Raw genomic sequence first — 17163 nt, 5'->3', positions numbered from 1 at the left:
TTGGCTCCGATAGATTCGACGACAAGCGACAACGAATGGGAGCTCCACCATGGCCGACGTGACACTGCCCAACAGTGTTTTTGACCGACTGCTCAAAGACCGGATCATCTGGCTCGGCTCTGAGGTCCGCGACGAGAACGCCAACGAGATCGCCGCGAAACTGCTGCTGCTCGCTGCGGAAGACAGCGAGAAGGACATCTACCTCTACATCAACTCGCCCGGCGGGTCGATCACGGCGGGCATGGCGATCTACGACGCCATGGAGTTCGTTCCGAACGACATCGTCACCGTCGGCATCGGCATGGCCGCCTCGATGGGCCAGCTGCTCCTGACGGCCGGCACCAAGGGCAAGCGCTACATCACGCCGAACGCGCGTGTCCTGCTGCACCAGCCGCACGGCGGGTTCGGCGGCACCTCGTCGGACATCCAGACGCAGGCGCAGCTCATCCTCTCGATGAAGCGTCGACTGGCCGAGATCACGGCCGCACAGACGGGCAAGACCGTCGAGCAGATCAACGAAGACGGCGACCGCGACCGCTGGTTCACCGCCGAGGAGGCCCTCGAGTACGGCTTCGTCGACCACATCCGCGGCTCGGCCACCGACGTCGTCGGCGGCGCCGGCACCGACCAGGCCTAGGCCCTCCGCCCCTTCGTCAGAACGAGAAAGAGAAGAACTCATGGAACTCCCGATGATGGGTGGCGCGGGTCGAGTGCAGACCCCCAGCTCCCGGTACATCCTGCCCAGCTTCGAAGAGCGGACGGCCTACGGCTACAAGCGTCAGGACCCGTACGCGAAGCTGTTCGAAGACCGCATCGTCTTCCTCGGCGTGCAGGTCGACGACGCCTCGGCCGACGACATCATGGCCCAGCTGCTCGTGCTCGAGAGCATGGACCCCGACCGCGACATCACGCTGTACATCAACTCGCCCGGTGGCTCGTTCACGGCCATGACGGCCATCTACGACACGATGCAGTACATCCGTCCCGAGATCCAGACGGTCTGCCTCGGTCAGGCCGCCTCGGCCGCGGCCGTCCTGCTCGCCGCGGGTCAGCCCGGCAAGCGTCTCGCCCTGCCCAACGCCCGCGTGCTGATCCACCAGCCCGCGACCGGTGGCAGCAGCGGCGGCCAGGCCTCGGACATCGAGATCCAGGCCGCCGAGGTGCTCCGCATGCGCACCTGGCTCGAAGAGACCCTGTCGAAGCACTCGAACAAGACGCCCGAGCAGGTGAACCGCGACATCGAGCGCGACAACATCCTCGGTGCGCAGGAGGCCCTCGACTACGGTCTCGTCGACCAGGTCCTCGGTTCGCGCAAGAACCAGCCGGCGGCGCTCACGCGCTGATCACGGCACGACGACGACGGCCCCGGGCACCCGCCCGGGGCCGTCGTCGTGTCGACGGGCGGAGGGACGCCCCGGCGTCCGTCCGCCACCACCGCGGATGTGCTCGAACCCCCCGGGTCGGTCCGTGAGTGTCGGCGGATCGGGTTAGGCTCGTCCCACACGACGACCGGTCCCGGTCGATGACCTCAGCCAATCAGGGAGGCCGAGCATGGCGCGCATAGGTGAGAGTGCCGATCTGCTCAAATGCTCGTTCTGCGGCAAGAGCCAGAAGCAGGTCCAGCAGCTGATCGCCGGTCCCGGCGTCTACATCTGCGACGAATGCGTCGAGCTCTGCAACGAGATCATCGAAGAGCGCCTCGCCGAGGCCGGCGACGAACCCGCGAGCGAGTTCGACCTGCCCAAGCCCCGCGAGATCTACTCGTTCCTCGAAGAGTACGTGATCGGTCAGGACGCGGCGAAGCGTGCGCTGTCCGTGGCCGTCTACAACCACTACAAGCGGATCCGTGCCGCCTCCACCCTCACGGCCGCCGAGTCGCTGGCCGACGAGGTCGAGATCTCGAAGTCGAACATCCTGTTGATCGGCCCGACCGGCTGCGGCAAGACCTACCTGGCCCAGACCCTCGCCAAGCGACTCAACGTGCCGTTCGCCGTCGCCGACGCCACGGCCCTGACCGAGGCGGGTTACGTCGGCGAAGACGTCGAGAACATCCTGCTGAAGCTGATCCAGGCTGCGGACTACGACGTCAAGCGGGCCGAGACCGGCATCATCTACATCGACGAGATCGACAAGATCGCCCGCAAGGCCGAGAATCCGTCCATCACGCGAGACGTCTCGGGCGAGGGCGTGCAACAGGCACTGCTCAAGATCCTCGAGGGCACCGTGGCCTCGGTGCCGCCGCAGGGTGGCCGCAAGCACCCCCACCAAGAATTCATCCAGGTCGACACGACCAACGTGCTGTTCATCGTCGCCGGGGCGTTCGCCGGACTCGAGGACATCATCTCGAACCGCGCCGGCAAGCGGGGCATCGGCTTCGGCGCCCCGCTGCACAGCAAAGAAGACGAGGCGGCCCTCTTCAGCGAGGTCCTGCCCGAAGACCTGCACAAGTTCGGTCTGATCCCCGAGTTCATCGGCCGTCTGCCCGTGGTGACCACGGTGACGCAGCTCGACCAGCCGGCCTTGATGCAGATCCTCACCGAGCCCAAGAACGCCCTCGTGCGGCAGTACCAGCGCATGTTCGAGATCGACGGGGTCGAGCTCGAGTTCGATCGCGGCGCCCTCGAGGCGATCGCCGACCTGGCCGTCCTGCGCCAGACCGGTGCCCGTGGTCTCCGCGCCATCCTCGAAGAGGTCCTCGGGCCGATCATGTTCGACGTTCCGTCCGACGACACCGTCGGGCGCGTCGTCATCACGCGGGCGTCGGTGCTCGAGAACGCCGCGCCCACGATCGTGCCGCGCCTCGTCGAGCAGCGCACCGAGAAGTCCGCCTAGCAGCGACGTCAGAACGCCCCGGCCGGTTCGGCCGGGGCGTTCTCGTGTCAGGCGAGGCCGCGGCGGGCGAGCAGCGGCTCGACGCGGGCGTCCCGCCCACGGAAGTCGCGGTAGGCCTCGAGGGGGTCCTTCGAGCCGCCGACGCCCAGCAGGCGTGCGCGGAACCGGTCGCCGTTCTCGCGGGTCAGCCCGCCGTTCTGCTCGAACCACTCGACCGTGTCGGCGTCGAGCACCTCGCTCCAGATGTACGAGTAGTAGCCGGCGTCGTAGCCCCCCGAGAAGGTGTGCGCGAAGTACGTGCTCGAGTAGCGGGTGGGGACCGACGCGAGGTCGAGGCCGACCGCGGCCAGCGCCTCCTGCTCGAACGCCTCGACGTCGGTGACCGCCGCGGCCTCGGCCGACGAGAGGGCGTGCCAGGCCTGGTCGAGCAGGGCCGCGGCGAGGTACTCGCTCGTCTCGAAACCCTGGTTGAAGCCCTGGGAGGCGAGGAGGGCGTCCACCAGTCGTTGCGGCAGCCGGTCGCCGGTCTCGTGGTGCACGGCGTAGTTCGCGAGCACCTCCGGCCAGAGCATCCACATCTCGTTCACCTGGCTGGGGAACTCGACGAAGTCGCGGAAGACGTTGGTGCCCGAGAAGCTCGGGTAGGTCACCCGGGCGACGAGACCGTGCAGGGCGTGCCCGAACTCGTGGAAGAACGTGGTCACCTCGTCGAGCGTGAGGAGGGTCGGCTGGTCGGCCGGCGGCTTCGGGACGTTGAGGTTGTTCACCACGACGGTGGGCAGCCCGGTGAGCAACGACTGCGAGACGAGCGGGTTCATCCAGGCGCCGCCGCGCTTGCTGTCGCGCGTGTAGAGGTCGAGGACGTAGAGGCCGACGTCGCCGCCGTCGGCGTCGGTCACCTCGAAGACCCGCGCGTCGGGGTGGTAGCCCATGAGGTCGGCGCGTTCGGCGAACCGCAGGCCGTAGAGCAGCCCCGCGGCGAAGAAGATGCCGTCCTGCAGCACGCGCTCGGCCTCGAAGTACGGGCGCATCGCGGCCGTGTCGACGTCGTGCTCCTCGGCGCGCACCCGTTCGGTGTAGAAGGCCCAGTCCGAGGCCCGGATCGTCCGGCCGGCGACTCGCTCGAGTTCGGCCTGCTCGGCGCGGGCGTTCTGGGCGGCAGGAGGCGCCAGTCGCCCGAGCAGGTCGGCCACCGCCTCGGGGGTGCCCGCGGTCTCGCCCGCCGTGACGTAGGCGGCGTGCGACGCGAAGCCGAGCAGTTCGGCCCGCTCGGCGCGCAGCCGGGCGATCTCGAGGACGAGTTCGCGGTTGTCGTGGTCGCCTCCGCGCCGCCCGCGCGACAGCGATGCCTGCATGATCCGATCCCGGAGTCCCTCGTCGGTCAGGCTCGCCAGGTAGGGGTGCCCGCTGAAGAGGACGAGCGTGATGACGTAACGGCCCTCGAGCCCTCGCTCTCGGGCCGCCTCGGCGGCGGCCGCGATCGCCCCGGCGTCGAGTCCGTCGAGTTCGGCGACGTCGTCGACCACGACGGCGAGGTCGTTCGTGTCGGCCAGCAGGTTCTTCTCGAACCTCGTGGACAGGGTGGAGAGCCGGCCGTTGAGGTCGCGGAGGCGGACCTTGTCGTCGTCGGCGAGGGCGGCTCCCGAGCGGGTGGCCTCGGCGACGAGCCGCTCGACGAGGTAGCGCTGCTCGGCGGTCAGGTCGAGGGCGTTGCGGCGCTCGTGCACGCTGCGGAGACGGGCGAAGAGCCGCGGGTCGAGTCGGATCGCGTCGGCGTGCGCCGCGAGCCGCGGGGCGAGTTCGAGTTCGAGGGCGTCGGTGGCCTCGGTCGAGTCCGACGAGGTCTTGTTGAAGAAGACGTGCTGGACACGGGTGAGGATGGCGCCGCTGCGTTCGAGGGCGGCGACCGTGTTCTCGAAGGTCGGCTCGTCCGGGTCGGTCGCGATCGCCTCGACCTCGGCCAGCTGTTCGGCGAACCCGGCGTCGAACGCGGGGCCGTAGTCGTCGTCGGTGATGCTCGCGAACGGCGGCAGAGAGTACGGCAGCGTGCTGGGGGAGAGGAACGGGTTCGTCATCAGCCCACACTAGGAGGCGCGCTAGGGTCGCCGCATGAGCGAACGCCCCGAGACGCCCGCCCGGTACACCCACGGCCACCACGAGAGCGTGCTGCGGAGCCACGCGTGGCGGACGGTCGAGAACTCCGCCGCGTACCTCGAGCCGCACCTCGTGCCCGGGGTCAGCGTCCTCGACGTCGGGTCGGGGCCGGGGACCATCACCGTCGACATCGCCGGCCGCGTCGCGCCCGGTCGCGTGATCGGCATCGACGCCGCCGCCGGCATCGTCGAGCAGGCGACGTCGCTCGCGGTCGGGGCCGGGCTCCACAACGTCCACTTCGAGACCGCCGACCTGTTCGCCCTGCCGTTCGACGACGACGCCTTCGACGTGGTGCACGCGCACCAGGTCCTGCAGCACGTCGGCGACCCGGTCGCCGCCCTGCGCGAGATGCGCCGGGTGGCGCGGCCCGGGGGAGTCGTCGCCGTCCGCGACGTCGACTACCACGGCTGCGTCTGGGCACCCGAGAACCCGGGTCTCGACCGGTGGATGGACGTCTACCAGACCGTGCACCGGGGCAACGGCGGTGAACCCGACGCCGGGAGGCGCCTCAAGGGGTGGGCGCTCGAGGCGGGCTTCGTCGACGTGGCGAGTAGCGCCTCCGTCTGGTGCTTCGCGTCCGACGAGGACCGCACGTGGTGGGGCGACAGCTGGGCGGCCCGCGCGACGGAGTCGGCGTTCTACGCCGACGCGATCGAGAAGGACGCCGCCACGCACGACGAACTGCATGCGATCGCCGACGCCTGGCGCTCCTGGCGTGACGCCCCCGACGGCTGGTTGATCATGCCGCACGGCGAGCTGCTCGCCCGCGCCTGACGGCTCACGACCTCCCCGGTGGACGCGACGTGCCGCTCACCTCGAGAGGTGAGCGGCACGTCGTGGCTCCGAGGACGGGCCGGTTCAGTCGTCGTCGCCCTCGGCGTCGACGGGCTCGTGGATGCGGGCCTCGCCGGTGACGGCGTCGACCCGGATGACCGTGCCGTCGTCGAGTTCGACGACGGGGCGTCGCTCGAGCCAGGTCAGCGTCCAGCGCCACGACGTGGCGTCGACTCCCTGGTCGGAGAGTTCACGCTCGACCTGGGCGACCGCCCCGAGGACCGCGGCGGGCAGCTCGGCCGGAGCCGCGCCTCCGACGCTCCACCGCGTACCGAGCTGCATCAGGCACCCGCCGTCGGGGCCGGAGCGGCAGCAGCGCCGGCGTCGGCCGGCACCTCGGCGAACACGATGTCGCCGACCGCCAACTCGTCACCGTCGGCGAAGGACAGCTCGGCGATCTTGCCGACCGCGGCGAGGTCGCCCGCCGCGAGCTTCACGAGGTCGAGCTGGGCCGAGGGGCCCGTGATGACGGCCGAGGCCACCGGGGTCTTCTGTGAGGCCTTGGCGTCCGACTTCGCCCGCCGGACGAAGATCAGTGCCTGCCCGACGAGCCCGACGAGGCCGGACGAGGTCTCGCCCTCGGAGAGTCCGAGCTCGTCGACCGTCGGCCACGCGGCCCGGTGCACCGAGTCGTCGTGCGTCCAGGACCAGACCTCTTCGGTCGCGAACGGCAGGTAGGGCGCGAGCAGACGCAGCAGGCCCTCGAGCACCGTGCGCAGCGCGAGCACGGCCGAGGCCTGCTCGGCCGGCGTGGTGGCGCCGTAGGCGCGCTCCTTCACGAGTTCGAGGTAGTCGTCGCAGAACGTCCAGAAGAACTTCTCGGTCGTCTCGAGCGCCCGGGCGTGGTCGTAGCCCTCGAGCGCCTCGGTCGCGGTCTCGATCACGGCGGCGAAGGACGCGAGGAGGTCGCGGTCGAGCGGCTGGGTGATCTCGAACTCACCCGACGGCAGCTCGAACGAGTACACGAACTTGGCGGCGTTGAGCACCTTGATCGCCAGACGGCGACCGATCTTGATCTGCTTGGGGTTCTGGGGGTCGAACGCCGCGTCGGTGCCCAGGCGGCTCGACGCCGCCCAGTAGCGCACCGAGTCCGAGCCGTGGTCGTCGAGCATGGCGGCCGGGGTCACCACGTTGCCCTTCGACTTCGACATCTTCTTGCGGTCGGGGTCGACGATGAAGCCCGAGATCGACGCGTTCTTCCACGGCACGGTGCCCGACTCGAGCTGCGACCGCAGCATCGTCGAGAAGAGCCAGGTGCGGATGATGTCCTGCCCCTGGGGGCGCACGTCGTACGGGAACACGAGGTCGAACAGCTCGGGGTCGCGCTCCCATCCGCCGGCCAGCTGCGGGGTGAGCGACGAGGTCGCCCAGGTGTCCATGACGTCGACCTCGCCGACGAATCCGCCGGGCACGCCCCGCTGCGACTCGTCGTATCCGGGGGCGGCCTGGGACGCCGGGTCGATGGGGAGCTGCGCCTCGGTGGGAACGATCACCTGGTCGAAGACGGGGTTGCCGTCGCCGTCGAGCGGGTACCAGACCGGGATGGGCACGCCGAAGAAGCGCTGGCGCGAGATCAGCCAGTCGCCGTTGAGGCCGTTGACCCAGTTGTCGTAGCGGACGCGCATGAAGTCGGGGTGGAAGGCCACCTCACCGCCGCGCTCGAGGAGCGAACCCTTGAGCTGCTCGTCCCGGGCGCCGTTGACGATGTACCACTGACGCGTCGACACGATCTCGAGCGGCTTGTCGCCCTTCTCGAAGAACTTGACCGGGTGCGAGATCTTGCGGATCTCGCCCACGAGCTCACCCGACGCGGTCAACTGCTCGACCACGGACTGCTTGGCGCTGAAGACCGTCTTGCCGGCCAGCTGCGCATAGGAGGCGCGCCCCGCCTCGGACGTGATCGCCTCGGGGGCCTCGCTGACGAAGCGGCCGTCGAAGCCGATCACGGCACGGTTCGGCAGCTGCAGCTCGCGCCACCAGACCACGTCGTTGGTGTCGCCGAAGGTGCAGACCATGGCGATGCCCGAGCCCTTGTCGGGCTGTGCGAGGTGGTGGGCCACCACCGGCACCTCGACGTCGAACAACGGCGACCGGACGGTCGTGCCGAACAGCGCCTGGTAGCGCTCGTCATCGGGGTGCGCGACGAGGGCCACGCAGGCCGGCAGCAGCTCGGGCCGCGTGGTGTCGATCAGCACGTCGCCCTGACCGTCGGTGCGGTGGAACGCGAGCTTGTGGTACGCGCCGGGCATCTCTTTGTCCTCGAGCTCGGCCTGCGCCACGGCCGTGCGGAACGTGACGTCCCAGAGCGTGGGGGCGTCGGCCTGGTAGGCCTCGCCGCGGGCCAGGTTGCGGAGGAACGCCTTCTGGGCGATGGCCTGCGAGTCGTCGTCGATGGTGCGGTAGCTCTGGGTCCAGTCGACCGAGAGGCCGAGCTTCCGCCAGACGTCCTCGAACTGCTTCTCGTCCTCGACGGTGAGCCGCTCGCACAGCTCGATGAAGTTGCGGCGCGAGATCGGCACCTGGTCGGCGGCCTTCGACGACTTGTTGTCGCCCCCCTCGAAGGGCGGGGTGAAGTCGGCGTCGTAGGGCAGCGACGGGTCGCAGCGCACGCCGTAGAAGTTCTGCACGCGACGCTCGGTCGGCAGGCCGTTGTCGTCCCAGCCCATCGGGTAGAAGACGCGCTTGCCGCGCATGCGCTCGAACCGGGCCTTGACGTCGGTGTGCGTGTAGCTGAACACGTGACCGATGTGCAGGCTGCCCGACGCCGTCGGCGGCGGGGTGTCGACCGAGAACACGGAGGCGCGGGTCGCGTCGGTGCGGTCGAAGCGGTAGGTGCCGCCGGCCTCCCAGACCTGACCCCAACGGGCCTCGAGTCCTTCGAGGGCGGGCTTCTCGGGCATCGCTGACGGCATGGTCTTCTCCGGTTCTGTGGACGGCACCGTGTCGGTGGGGAGGTGCCTGGTTGTGGGACTCCGACCAGTGTACGCACCCCCGCGAGGGCTCCTCGTGGACCGCCACCGCGCCTCCAGCGCGCTGCGGTGCCTGCACGCCTGCACCCCCTGCACTGGTACTGACATGGCGGTTCTGTTAGGCTCGACGGGTTTTTTGCCGACGCTGGGGTCGACTGCCACCGCCCGACGACCTGGAGGCCTCACCCGATGTCAGCCAAGAAGAACGACAGCAAGAAGCCCGCCCGCCGCAGCCTGACCACCGACGACGTCACCGTCGTCGAAGAGGGTCTGCTCAAGCGCGCGGTCAGCGCCGCAGCCCTCGGAAACGCCATGGAGTGGTTCGACTTCGGCGTCTACGCCTACATCACGACGACCATCGCCCAGGTGTTCTTCCCGCCGGGCAACGACGCGCTCAACATCCTGTTCACCTTCGGCACGTTCACCGCCGCGTTCATCGTGCGGCCGATCGGCGGCGCGTTCTTCGGCCCGCTCGGCGACCGCATCGGACGCCAGAAGGTGCTCGCCCTCACGATGATCCTGATGGCCGCGGGGACGCTCGCCATCGGCCTGATCCCGTCGTACGCGACCATCGGCCTCTGGGCGCCCGTCCTGCTGCTGTTGGCGCGCCTCCTGCAGGGCTTCTCGACCGGCGGTGAGTACGGAGGCGCGGCCACGTTCATCGCCGAGTACTCGCCCGACAAGCGCCGCGGCTTCATGGGCTCGTGGCTCGAGTTCGGCACGCTCGCCGGCTACGTGCTCGGCGCCTCGCTGGTCACCGGCCTCCAGCTCGGCATGAGCGAGGAGGCGCTGCTCGCCTGGGGCTGGCGCATCCCGTTCCTGATCGCCGGACCGCTCGGCCTGATCGGGCTCTACCTGCGCCTCAAGCTCGAAGAGACGCCGGCCTTCCAGAAGCAGCAAGAAGAAGCCGCCGGTCGCGAGCACGTCAAGGTGCCCCTCGTGAAGCTCTTCGCCGAGAACTGGCGGGCGTTGATCGTCTGCATCGGCCTGGTGCTCGTCTTCAACGTGACCGACTACATGCTGCTGTCGTACATGCCGACCTACCTCACCAACACGCTGGGCCGCAGTGCGACCTCGGGGCTGTTGCTCGTCATCGTCGTGATGGTGCTGATGATGATCGTCATCACGTTCAGCGGACGCCTGAGCGACCGGTTCGGCCGTCGACCGGTGCTGTTCGCCGGCTGCATCGGATTCTTGGTGCTGTCGTGGCCGGCGCTCAAGCTCGTGCAGTCCGAGAGCACGCCGCTCGTCTTCGTCGGCCTGCTGGTGCTCGGCCTGGTGCTCGTCACGTTCACGTCGACCATGCCGTCGACGCTGCCCGCGCTGTTCCCGACGATCATCCGCTACGGCGCACTGGCCATCGCGTTCAACGTGTCCGTCTCGCTCTTCGGCGGCACCACGCCCCTGGCCACCGAGGCGCTGGTCGTCTGGGCCGAGGGCGAGGGCTTCTCCTGGGCCCACGACATCCCCGCCTTCTACCTCATGGCCGCGGCCGTCATCGGCCTCGTCGCCGTGTGGTTCACGAAGGAGACCGCCAACGAGCCGCTGCTCGGCTCGGGCCCCTCGGTCGCGACCGACGACGAGGCGCGCGAGCTGGTCGAGGCCTACGCCGACGAGTCGAGCGAGGTCGCGAAGTCGGGCTGGGCGCTCGAGTGGGCGCAGTCCGGCCTCATCGACGTGGTCGACCCGAAGGCCGCCGAGGCCGACGCCGCCCGCCGCGGCTGAGGCGGCTGCCCGCCCCGGCGGGCGGGGCCGCGTCCGCCCCGGGGTAGGGCCCGGCTAGGGGCAGGGCCCGGCTAGGGGCGGGCGGCGAGCAGGGCGCGGGTGTGGGCGTGCTGCGGGGCGGAGAACACGTCGGCCGTGCGGCCCTCCTCGACGACCCGGCCCTCGTGCATCACGGCGACGCGATCGGACATGTGCTCGACGACGTCCAGGTCGTGCGAGATGAAGACGCAGGCGAGCCCGTCCTCACGCTGCAACTCGTCGAGGAGGTCGAGCACCTGGGCCTGGACCGAGACGTCGAGCGCCGAGACCGGCTCGTCGCAGACGATCACCCGGGGCCGCGGGGCCAGCGCGCGCGCGATCGCCACCCGCTGCCGCTGTCCGCCCGACAGGGTGTCGGGCCGCCGCGTCACCGTGTCGGCGTCGAGTCCGACCCGTGCCAGCAGGGCGACGACCTCGGGCTCGACGGGACCGAGGCGCGTGCTGCGGCCCGACGTCAGCGCGTCGGCCAGCAGGCGGCCGACCGTGAACCGGGGGTCGAACGAGCTCGAGGGGTCCTGGTAGACGGCGCCGAGGTCGCCACGGCGGGGACGACGGTCGCGCTCGCGGGCCGGGGCCCAGGACGTGCCGAGCAGATCCACCGTCCCGGCGTCGGGATCGTCGAGGCCGAGCAGCAGGCGGGCCGTCGTCGTCTTGCCCGAGCCCGACGCGCCGACGAGGCCGAGCGTCTCGCCGGCCCCGAGCGAGAGCGAGACGTCGTCCACGGCGACCCGGTCGGGCCCCCGGCGCCCCGCGAACACCCGGCGCAGGCCCGTCGCCACGAGGACGGGGCCGGACGGGGGAATCGTCGCCGCGACCGGCGTCGACGGGCCGGGAGCGCCTCCTGGGCCGGGCGCGTCGGAGGCGACCGGCGTCGTCGACGCGGGCGCGCCTCCTGCGTCCGGGCCGTCGGAGGTCGCGGGGGCGGAGAGGCGGCGACCCCGCGGGGCTCCGCCGGGCAGGGCGGCGATGAGCATGCGCGTGTAGTCGGCCTGCGGCGAGTCGAGCACGGTCGCCGTGTCACCCTGCTCGACGACGTGCCCGTCGCGCATCACGACCACGCGGTCGGCCAGGCGCCGGACGACCCCGAGGTCGTGACTGATCGCGAGGACGGCCGTGCCCGTGTCGCGCAGGGCGGCGAGTCGGTCGACGACGAGACGCTGCACCTCGGCGTCGAGGGCGGTGGTGGGCTCGTCGGCGACGATCACGCCGGGTCGCAGGGCGAGGGCCGCGGCGATGAGCGCCCGCTGCCGCAGTCCGCCCGACAGCTCGCCCGACCGCAGGCCCCGGCGCACCTCGGGGTCGGGCATGCCGACCTCGGTGAGGGCCTCCCGCACGCGGGCTCGGCGGGCGGCCGGCGAGAGTCGGGTGTGCAGTCGCAGGGCATCGTCGATCTCGCGGCCGACCGGGCGCAGGGGGTCGAGCGAGACCAGGGCGTCCTGCAGCACGAGTCCGATGCGCGGTCCCCGCAGCCGACGCCAACCCCGTTCGGACAGGGTGAGCAGGTCGTCGTCACCGAGCCGCAGGGCGTCGGCCGTCACGGTGCCACCGGTCAGCCCGAGCAGGGCCCGCGCGGTCACGCTCTTGCCCGAGCCGGACTCGCCGACCAGGGCCACGCACTCGCCGCGACCCATCGAGAACGACACGTCGTCGACGGCCGTCACCCCACCGAAGGTGACGTGCAGGCGGTCGACGACGAGGTCGTCCGAGGAGGCGCGGTGCCGGTCGCGGGGAGCGGCGCCGGTCGCCAGCGGGTCCGTGGTCATCGTCGTCCTCCTCGTCCGCGTCGTGCGAGACCTCGCCCCAGCACCGTGGCCGACGCGGTCGTCACCACGACGGCGAGCCCCGGGAAGACGGTCATCCACCAGGCGACCGCGAGGTACGTGCGCCCGGCCGAGAGCATCGCGCCCCACTCGGGTGCCGGGGGCGGCGACCCCAGCCCGAGGTAGCTCAGCGACGAGGCCCAGACCACGGCCTGACCGAGGCCCAGCGTGGCGAGCACGACCACGGGGGCGAGGGCGTTCGGCAGCACGTGACGCACGAGGACGAGCCCGGGGCGACGGCCGAGCACCGTCGCGGCCTCGACCATCGGCGACCGGCGGACGGCCGCCACCTGGCTGCGGACGATCCGCGCGTACCCCGGCGCGGTCGCGAGGCCGACGGCGATCGTCGCCGGCACGGCCCCCGGCCCGGTGAAGGCGATGACGACGAGCGCCAGCAAGAGGCCGGGCAGGGCGAAGAGCACCTCGAGGACGCGGCTCACGCCGGCGTCGGTCGCGCGGCCGACGAGGCCGCGACCGCCGAGGCCCGCCAGGACGCCGAGGACCACGCCGAGTCCCGTCCCGATCATCGTGGCGACGAGGCCGATCGTCAGCGAGGCACCGGCTCCGTGGACGACGCGGGTCCACACGCCTCGCCCCGACTCGTCGGTGCCGAACGGGTGCGCGAGCGACGGACCGGCGAACGCGTCGGTCGGCGACACGGCGAGCGGGTCGGCGGGGGCCAACAGGCCCGGTGCGACCGCCATCACGACCAGCAGCGAGAGCAGTGCGGCCGCCACGAGTTCGGTCGGGCCGAGCGGCAGGCGCCGCCGGGCGGTGCGGGACGAGGAGGCGCGGGCCGGGTCGGCACCCCGGGGCAAGTCGGGCAGCGCCGTCATGCCGCACGTCCTCTCGGGTCGACCGCGCGTTCGGCCAGGTCGCCGAGCGCGACCACGACGACGTAGGCGAGCGCGGAGACCAGGGCGACGCCGGTCACGAGCGGGATGTCGCGCAGCGTGACCGCGCCGAGCAGGGTGCGACCGAGACCCGGGCGGGCGAAGACCGACTCGACCACGACGGCGCCGCTGAGCAACGAGCCGAAGGCCCAGCCCGACAGGGCGAGCCCGGGCAGCGCCGCGTGTCGGAGCAGGTGGCGGACGAAGAGTCCCGACGGGCCCTCGCCCCGGGCTCGTGCCGAGAGGGCGAACGGGGTGGCCGCCGCGTCGAGCAGCGAGTCGCGGGTGACCTGCCCGAGGAACCCGGCGACGGGGATCGCCAGGGTGACGACCGGCAGGACGAGTCCCGCGGGGGTTCCCGTGCTCACCGGGGGCAGCAGCCCGAGCCGGGTGCTGAAGACGAGGATGAGCAGACTCGCCAGCCAGAAGTGCGGCACGGCCGAGGCGACGACCTCGAGACCCGACGACACCGCGGAGGCGATCCGGCCGCCGAGGGTCGCCCACCAGGCCGTCGCGATCGCGATCGACCAGGCCACCACCAGGGCGAGGAGCGCGAGACCGATCGTGCCCGGCAACTGGTCGAGCAGCAACCGGCCGACGTCGGTCCGCAGCGAGTACGACGTCCCGAGGTCGCCCGTGGCGAGCCGTCCGAGCTGCGCGAGGTACTGCACGAACAACGGCTGGTCCAGGCCGTACTGCCGACGGACGGATTCGAGGGCCTCGGCCGAGGCCTGCGACCCCGGACCGCCGAGGATCGCCTCGGCCGGGTCGCCCGGGACGAGCCGGATGGCGAAGAAGATCAGCGTCGCGACGGCCCAGAGCACGAAGAGCGCGCCGAGCAGGCGGCCGACGAGCCACCGACCCGCCCGTCGCCACCGCCCCGGACGCACTCGATCAGCTCGTCTTGTAGGCGTCGTACATCGTCGGTGCCTGGACCGTCGGCAGGGCCCGGACGCCCTGGACGGCCGAACGCACCAGGTAGTGGTTCTGCTGGTCGTACAGCGGCAGGACGTGCCATCCCTCGAGGATGGTCTGCTGGGCCTGCTGGTAGAGGTCGGCGCGCTCGTCGGCGTCGCTCGTCCGGGAGGCGCGGGTCAACAGGTCGTCGAGGGCCGGGTCGCTCGTCTGCGAGAGGTTGGCGAAGTAGCCGCTCGGGGCGGGGGTGATGCCGTCGCTGTCGTAGAGGATGCGCAGCACGTCGGGGCCGACCTTCGTGTAGGGCGCGCTCACCAGGTCGTACTCGTTCGCCGCGAGGGCGCCGTACCAGCTCGAGAGGTCGAGGGGTTCGAGGGTGACGTCGAAGCCCAGGTCCTTGGCGCCGGCCTGGACCTGCTCGAACAGCGACTGCTCGGCGGGGATCGACTGGTTCGTGCTCACGGGGAAGGTCGCGGCGAGTCGCACGCCGTCCTTCGTGCGGTACCCGTCCGCGTCGCGGGTGGTCCACCCCGCCTCGTCGAGCAGGTCGTTCGCCGCGTCGGTGTCGACGTCGAAGAGCGACTCGTCGGAGAACGCCAGGGGCTCGACGCTCGACAGCGGACTGTACGACCGCTTCGCCGTGCCGAAGAACAGCGAGTCGATGCCCGAGTCGACGTCGACACCGCGGATGAACGCCTCGCGAACGCTCGCGTCGTCGAAGGGCGCCTTGCCGGCGTTGAGCTCGATGCGGTTGGAGGCGCCGGGGCGCGGGGCGTCGATCTCGTCGAGCGAGTCGTCCTTCGCCGCGGCGACGAGGGTGTCGGGCTGCGCGTTGTCGATCACGTCGACCTGGCCGGCCTGCAGCGCGGCGTAGCGGGACGCCGAGTCGGGGATGAAGCGCCAGACGATCTCGTCGAGGTGGGCGGGCCCCTGGTGCCCGGCATCGGCCGGCGGCGAGCTGTAGTCGTCGTTGCGGGTGAGCACGACCTGTTGCTGCTTGGTCCACGACTCGACCGCGAACGGGCCGGTGCCGACCGGTGACTCGCAGTTGACCTCCTGGCTCCGGGTCAGGGCCTCGGGTGACTCCATCGCGAGCCAGGGCTGTGAGAGGGACTCGAGCAGGGCGCTGTCGGGCTCGCTCAGGTCGAAGCGTGCCGTGCGCGCGTCGACCGCCTCGACGCCGGTGACCTTCCCGAGGGCGAGGTACCCGGTCGACGACAGCGTCGCGGGGTCCTGGAGATGGGCGACGTTGGCCGCCACGGCGGTGGCGTCGAAGGGGGTGCCGTCGGTGAACGAGACGCCGTCCTTGAGCGTGAAGGTCCAGCTGAGGCCGTCGGAGCCCTCTTGCCACGAGTCGGCCAGCCACGGGACGATGTCGCCGTTGGCGTCCTTCGAGACGAGCGACTCGAGGTACTGCGTCGACACGAGTGCCTGCGGGTAGTTGCCGCCGACGTGGGGGTCGAGGCAGGTCGGCTCGGCGTCGCCCGAGGCGTAGGTCAGCGTCCCCCCGGCGACCGGGGTGGACGAGGTGTCCGGGTCGCCCCCGCTCGTGCAGCCGGCGAGCACGAGGCTCGCGATGGCGGTGGCGGCGATCAGGACGGGCAGGCGGCTGCGCATGGGGCTCCGGGGGAGTGACGGGACGTCGGGTGGGATCCGACGACGCCGAGACGAGGCGGCATTCGTGGACCGGGTGCAACAAGTGCGCCGTCAAGTCTAGCGGCATGATGGTGGCCATGTCAGATGGACCAGACGCCACCCGCCCTCGGCGGCCGGTCGGCCGACCGCGCCGCTCGTCCGCCGAGATGCTGGCGGACGCCGCGGCCGAGTTGTTCCTCGAGAACGGCTACGCCGGGACGACCGTCGACGACATCGCCCGTCGGGCCGGCGTCAGCCGTGGCACGTTCTTCAACTACTTCGAGGCCAAGTCCGACCTCTTCTGGCTCGACCTCGACCAGAGCCTCGCCGATCTCGGCGACCTGCTGCGCGCCTCCTCCGAGCTGTCGCCGGTCCGCGCGGTCGAGGCCGCACTCGTCGCGCTCGCCGAGGCCCACGACCCCGAGCGCGTGCCCTGGGCCCTGACCCAGTCCGAGGCGATGGCCCTCGGCGACGACCTCGTCGCCTCGGCCGCGGTCCGGTTCGTGCGTCAGCAGGGGGCGGTCGCCTCGTACGTGGCCGAGCGGTCGGGGCGGGATCGGTCGGATCTCGCGGCACAGGTGATCGGTTCGACGTTGATCGCGGCGGCGGCGGCCGCCATCGCGAACTGGGCGCGTGCCGGGGTGTCGCGCGGCCCCCTCGGGCCGGTGGTCGCGGCGGCCGTGGGCCCCGTCGCGGACGGACTCGACGCCCGGGAGGCGCGCTCGGCCTAGACCGTCGGCGTCGGTGACGTCGACGGGGACGTGGGCGAGAGGACGTCCACGAGCTCGGCGCGCTTCGGGAAGACCCACTTGTTCATCGCCCAGTACCGGAACACCATGGCGAGCATGGTGCCGATGATCGGCCCGCTGACGAAGTCGGCGATCTCTTGCGTGGTGCGCGAGACGTTCGGCACCTCGAGGCCGAATCCGTAGCGCGAGAGGTAGAGCGGCGCGGAGTTGAGGCCGACCCCGATGACGCTGACGATGACGAAGAGCAACATCTCGTGGGCGGTGTGACGCTCGCCTCGGTCGTCGAACGACCACTTCTTGTTCATCCAGTACGAGAAGACCGTCGCGACGATGATGCCCAACGCGAGGGCGGTGACGGGGTGCTGAGGGATGACGAACAGCTTGAGCCCGTAGTTGATCACCATGGTGATCACGAAGCCGATGCCCCCGACGACGAGGAACCTCGCCGCGGAAGGGTGCTCTCTGATGAGCTTGATGACTGCTTGCACTGCATCACGGTAGCCGAGGGCGCGCGGAATCGGCTGAAAGCGACCACGGGATGCGTCACAAATCACCCCCCGAACGAGAGGGTGAGCCCGCTCGGCGCCGGAGGATTGAG

At 71.0% G+C, this 17163-nt stretch carries 14 protein-coding genes; 6 read left to right on the top strand and 8 right to left on the bottom strand.

What is annotated here, in order from left to right:
- Positions 1-49: 49 nt before the first annotated feature.
- The 3 genes from IFT79_RS00870 to clpX all read left to right on the top strand — a co-directional run bounded on the left by IFT79_RS00870 (position 50) and on the right by clpX (position 2832).
- Complete coding sequence (locus tag IFT79_RS00870; protein ID WP_043597035.1) at positions 50-637, top strand: ATP-dependent Clp protease proteolytic subunit; 588 nt, start codon at positions 50-52, stop codon at positions 635-637.
- A 40-nt stretch (positions 638-677) separates the two neighbouring features.
- Positions 678-1343: an ATP-dependent Clp protease proteolytic subunit gene (locus IFT79_RS00865; protein ID WP_056048376.1), complete on the top strand. Its 666-nt coding sequence runs from the start codon at positions 678-680 to the stop codon at positions 1341-1343.
- A gap of 208 nt (positions 1344-1551) precedes the next feature.
- Complete coding sequence (gene clpX, locus IFT79_RS00860; RefSeq protein WP_043597039.1) at positions 1552-2832, top strand: ATP-dependent Clp protease ATP-binding subunit ClpX; 1281 nt, start codon at positions 1552-1554, stop codon at positions 2830-2832.
- 47 nt (positions 2833-2879) lie between these two features.
- Here clpX and IFT79_RS00855 read toward each other — a convergent pair whose 3' ends face one another.
- Entirely contained in the window at positions 2880-4907 is a 2028-nt protein-coding gene (locus IFT79_RS00855; protein ID WP_192122676.1) for a M3 family metallopeptidase, read from the bottom strand.
- 34 nt (positions 4908-4941) lie between these two features.
- Between IFT79_RS00855 and IFT79_RS00850 the strand changes: the two genes are divergently transcribed.
- Positions 4942-5760 carry a methyltransferase domain-containing protein gene (locus IFT79_RS00850; protein WP_159826923.1) on the top strand — a complete coding sequence of 273 codons (819 nt, stop codon included), beginning with the start codon at positions 4942-4944 and terminating at the stop codon, positions 5758-5760.
- 84 nt (positions 5761-5844) lie between these two features.
- Here the strand turns inward: IFT79_RS00850 and IFT79_RS00845 are convergent, their stop codons facing one another.
- On the bottom strand, positions 5845-6102 hold the full coding sequence (locus IFT79_RS00845; RefSeq protein ID WP_123571857.1) for a hypothetical protein: 258 nt from the start codon (positions 6100-6102) through the stop codon (positions 5845-5847).
- Positions 6102-8720 (bottom strand): valine--tRNA ligase, encoded by a 2619-nt coding sequence (valS, locus tag IFT79_RS00840; RefSeq protein WP_192122675.1) that lies wholly within the window; start codon positions 8718-8720, stop codon positions 6102-6104. Before valS ends, IFT79_RS00845 begins: the two co-directional genes overlap by 1 nt.
- 258 nt (positions 8721-8978) lie before the next feature.
- On the opposite strand from valS, the gene proP reads away from it, so the two are divergent.
- Positions 8979-10514 carry a glycine betaine/L-proline transporter ProP gene (proP, locus tag IFT79_RS00835; protein ID WP_192122674.1) on the top strand — a complete coding sequence of 512 codons (1536 nt, stop codon included), beginning with the start codon at positions 8979-8981 and terminating at the stop codon, positions 10512-10514.
- A gap of 71 nt (positions 10515-10585) precedes the next feature.
- Here proP and IFT79_RS00830 read toward each other — a convergent pair whose 3' ends face one another.
- From IFT79_RS00830 to IFT79_RS00815, 4 genes are read right to left on the bottom strand one after another with little or no spacing between them, the layout of a single operon-like run.
- Entirely contained in the window at positions 10586-12316 is a 1731-nt protein-coding gene (locus IFT79_RS00830; RefSeq protein WP_192122673.1) for a dipeptide ABC transporter ATP-binding protein, read from the bottom strand.
- Complete coding sequence (locus tag IFT79_RS00825) at positions 12313-13209, bottom strand: ABC transporter permease (RefSeq protein ID WP_192122672.1); 897 nt, start codon at positions 13207-13209, stop codon at positions 12313-12315. The genes IFT79_RS00830 and IFT79_RS00825 overlap by 4 nt, the downstream gene beginning before the upstream one ends.
- Positions 13206-14156 carry an ABC transporter permease subunit gene (locus IFT79_RS00820; RefSeq protein WP_192122671.1) on the bottom strand — a complete coding sequence of 317 codons (951 nt, stop codon included), beginning with the start codon at positions 14154-14156 and terminating at the stop codon, positions 13206-13208. Before IFT79_RS00820 ends, IFT79_RS00825 begins: the two co-directional genes overlap by 4 nt.
- 4 nt (positions 14157-14160) lie before the next feature.
- Positions 14161-15798, bottom strand: a complete 1638-nt coding sequence (locus tag IFT79_RS00815; protein ID WP_192122670.1) for an ABC transporter substrate-binding protein — start codon at positions 15796-15798, stop codon at positions 14161-14163.
- A gap of 116 nt (positions 15799-15914) precedes the next feature.
- Between IFT79_RS00815 and IFT79_RS00810 the strand changes: the two genes are divergently transcribed.
- Positions 15915-16547 carry a TetR/AcrR family transcriptional regulator gene (locus IFT79_RS00810; protein ID WP_173152503.1) on the top strand — a complete coding sequence of 211 codons (633 nt, stop codon included), beginning with the start codon at positions 15915-15917 and terminating at the stop codon, positions 16545-16547.
- Here the strand turns inward: IFT79_RS00810 and IFT79_RS00805 are convergent.
- The gene (locus tag IFT79_RS00805; protein ID WP_056048350.1) at positions 16544-17053 is read right to left on the bottom strand and encodes a GtrA family protein; all 510 of its coding nucleotides are present in this window, start codon (positions 17051-17053) and stop codon (positions 16544-16546) included. The two genes, IFT79_RS00810 and IFT79_RS00805, sit on opposite strands and share 4 nt — an antisense overlap.
- Positions 17054-17163: the final 110 nt, after the last annotated feature.

The sequence above is a fragment of the Frigoribacterium sp. CFBP 8759 genome (assembly GCF_014841655.1).
Taxonomy (GTDB): Bacteria; Actinomycetota; Actinomycetes; order Actinomycetales; family Microbacteriaceae; genus Frigoribacterium.
The sequence above is the reverse complement of the archived record's forward strand: the minus strand, read 5'-3'. Positions and strand labels throughout refer to the sequence as shown.

Bases quoted from the DNA above. Each gene is read 5' to 3' on its own strand.
- IFT79_RS00850 (WP_159826923.1), top strand. From the start codon at position 4,942: ATGAGCGAACGCCCCGAGACGCCCGCCCGGTACACCCACGGCCACCAC.
- IFT79_RS00815 (WP_192122670.1), bottom strand. From the start codon at position 15,798: ATGCGCAGCCGCCTGCCCGTCCTGATCGCCGCCACCGCCATCGCGAGC.
- IFT79_RS00865 (WP_056048376.1), top strand. From the start codon at position 678: ATGGAACTCCCGATGATGGGTGGCGCGGGTCGAGTGCAGACCCCCAGC.
- IFT79_RS00825 (WP_192122672.1), bottom strand. From the start codon at position 13,209: ATGACGGCGCTGCCCGACTTGCCCCGGGGTGCCGACCCGGCCCGCGCC.
- IFT79_RS00870 (WP_043597035.1), top strand. From the start codon at position 50: ATGGCCGACGTGACACTGCCCAACAGTGTTTTTGACCGACTGCTCAAA.
- IFT79_RS00855 (WP_192122676.1), bottom strand. From the start codon at position 4,907: ATGACGAACCCGTTCCTCTCCCCCAGCACGCTGCCGTACTCTCTGCCG.
- IFT79_RS00810 (WP_173152503.1), top strand. From the start codon at position 15,915: ATGTCAGATGGACCAGACGCCACCCGCCCTCGGCGGCCGGTCGGCCGA.
- IFT79_RS00830 (WP_192122673.1), bottom strand. From the start codon at position 12,316: ATGACCACGGACCCGCTGGCGACCGGCGCCGCTCCCCGCGACCGGCAC.
- proP (WP_192122674.1), top strand. From the start codon at position 8,979: ATGTCAGCCAAGAAGAACGACAGCAAGAAGCCCGCCCGCCGCAGCCTG.
- clpX (WP_043597039.1), top strand. From the start codon at position 1,552: ATGGCGCGCATAGGTGAGAGTGCCGATCTGCTCAAATGCTCGTTCTGC.
- valS (WP_192122675.1), bottom strand. From the start codon at position 8,720: ATGCCCGAGAAGCCCGCCCTCGAAGGACTCGAGGCCCGTTGGGGTCAG.
- IFT79_RS00845 (WP_123571857.1), bottom strand. From the start codon at position 6,102: ATGCAGCTCGGTACGCGGTGGAGCGTCGGAGGCGCGGCTCCGGCCGAG.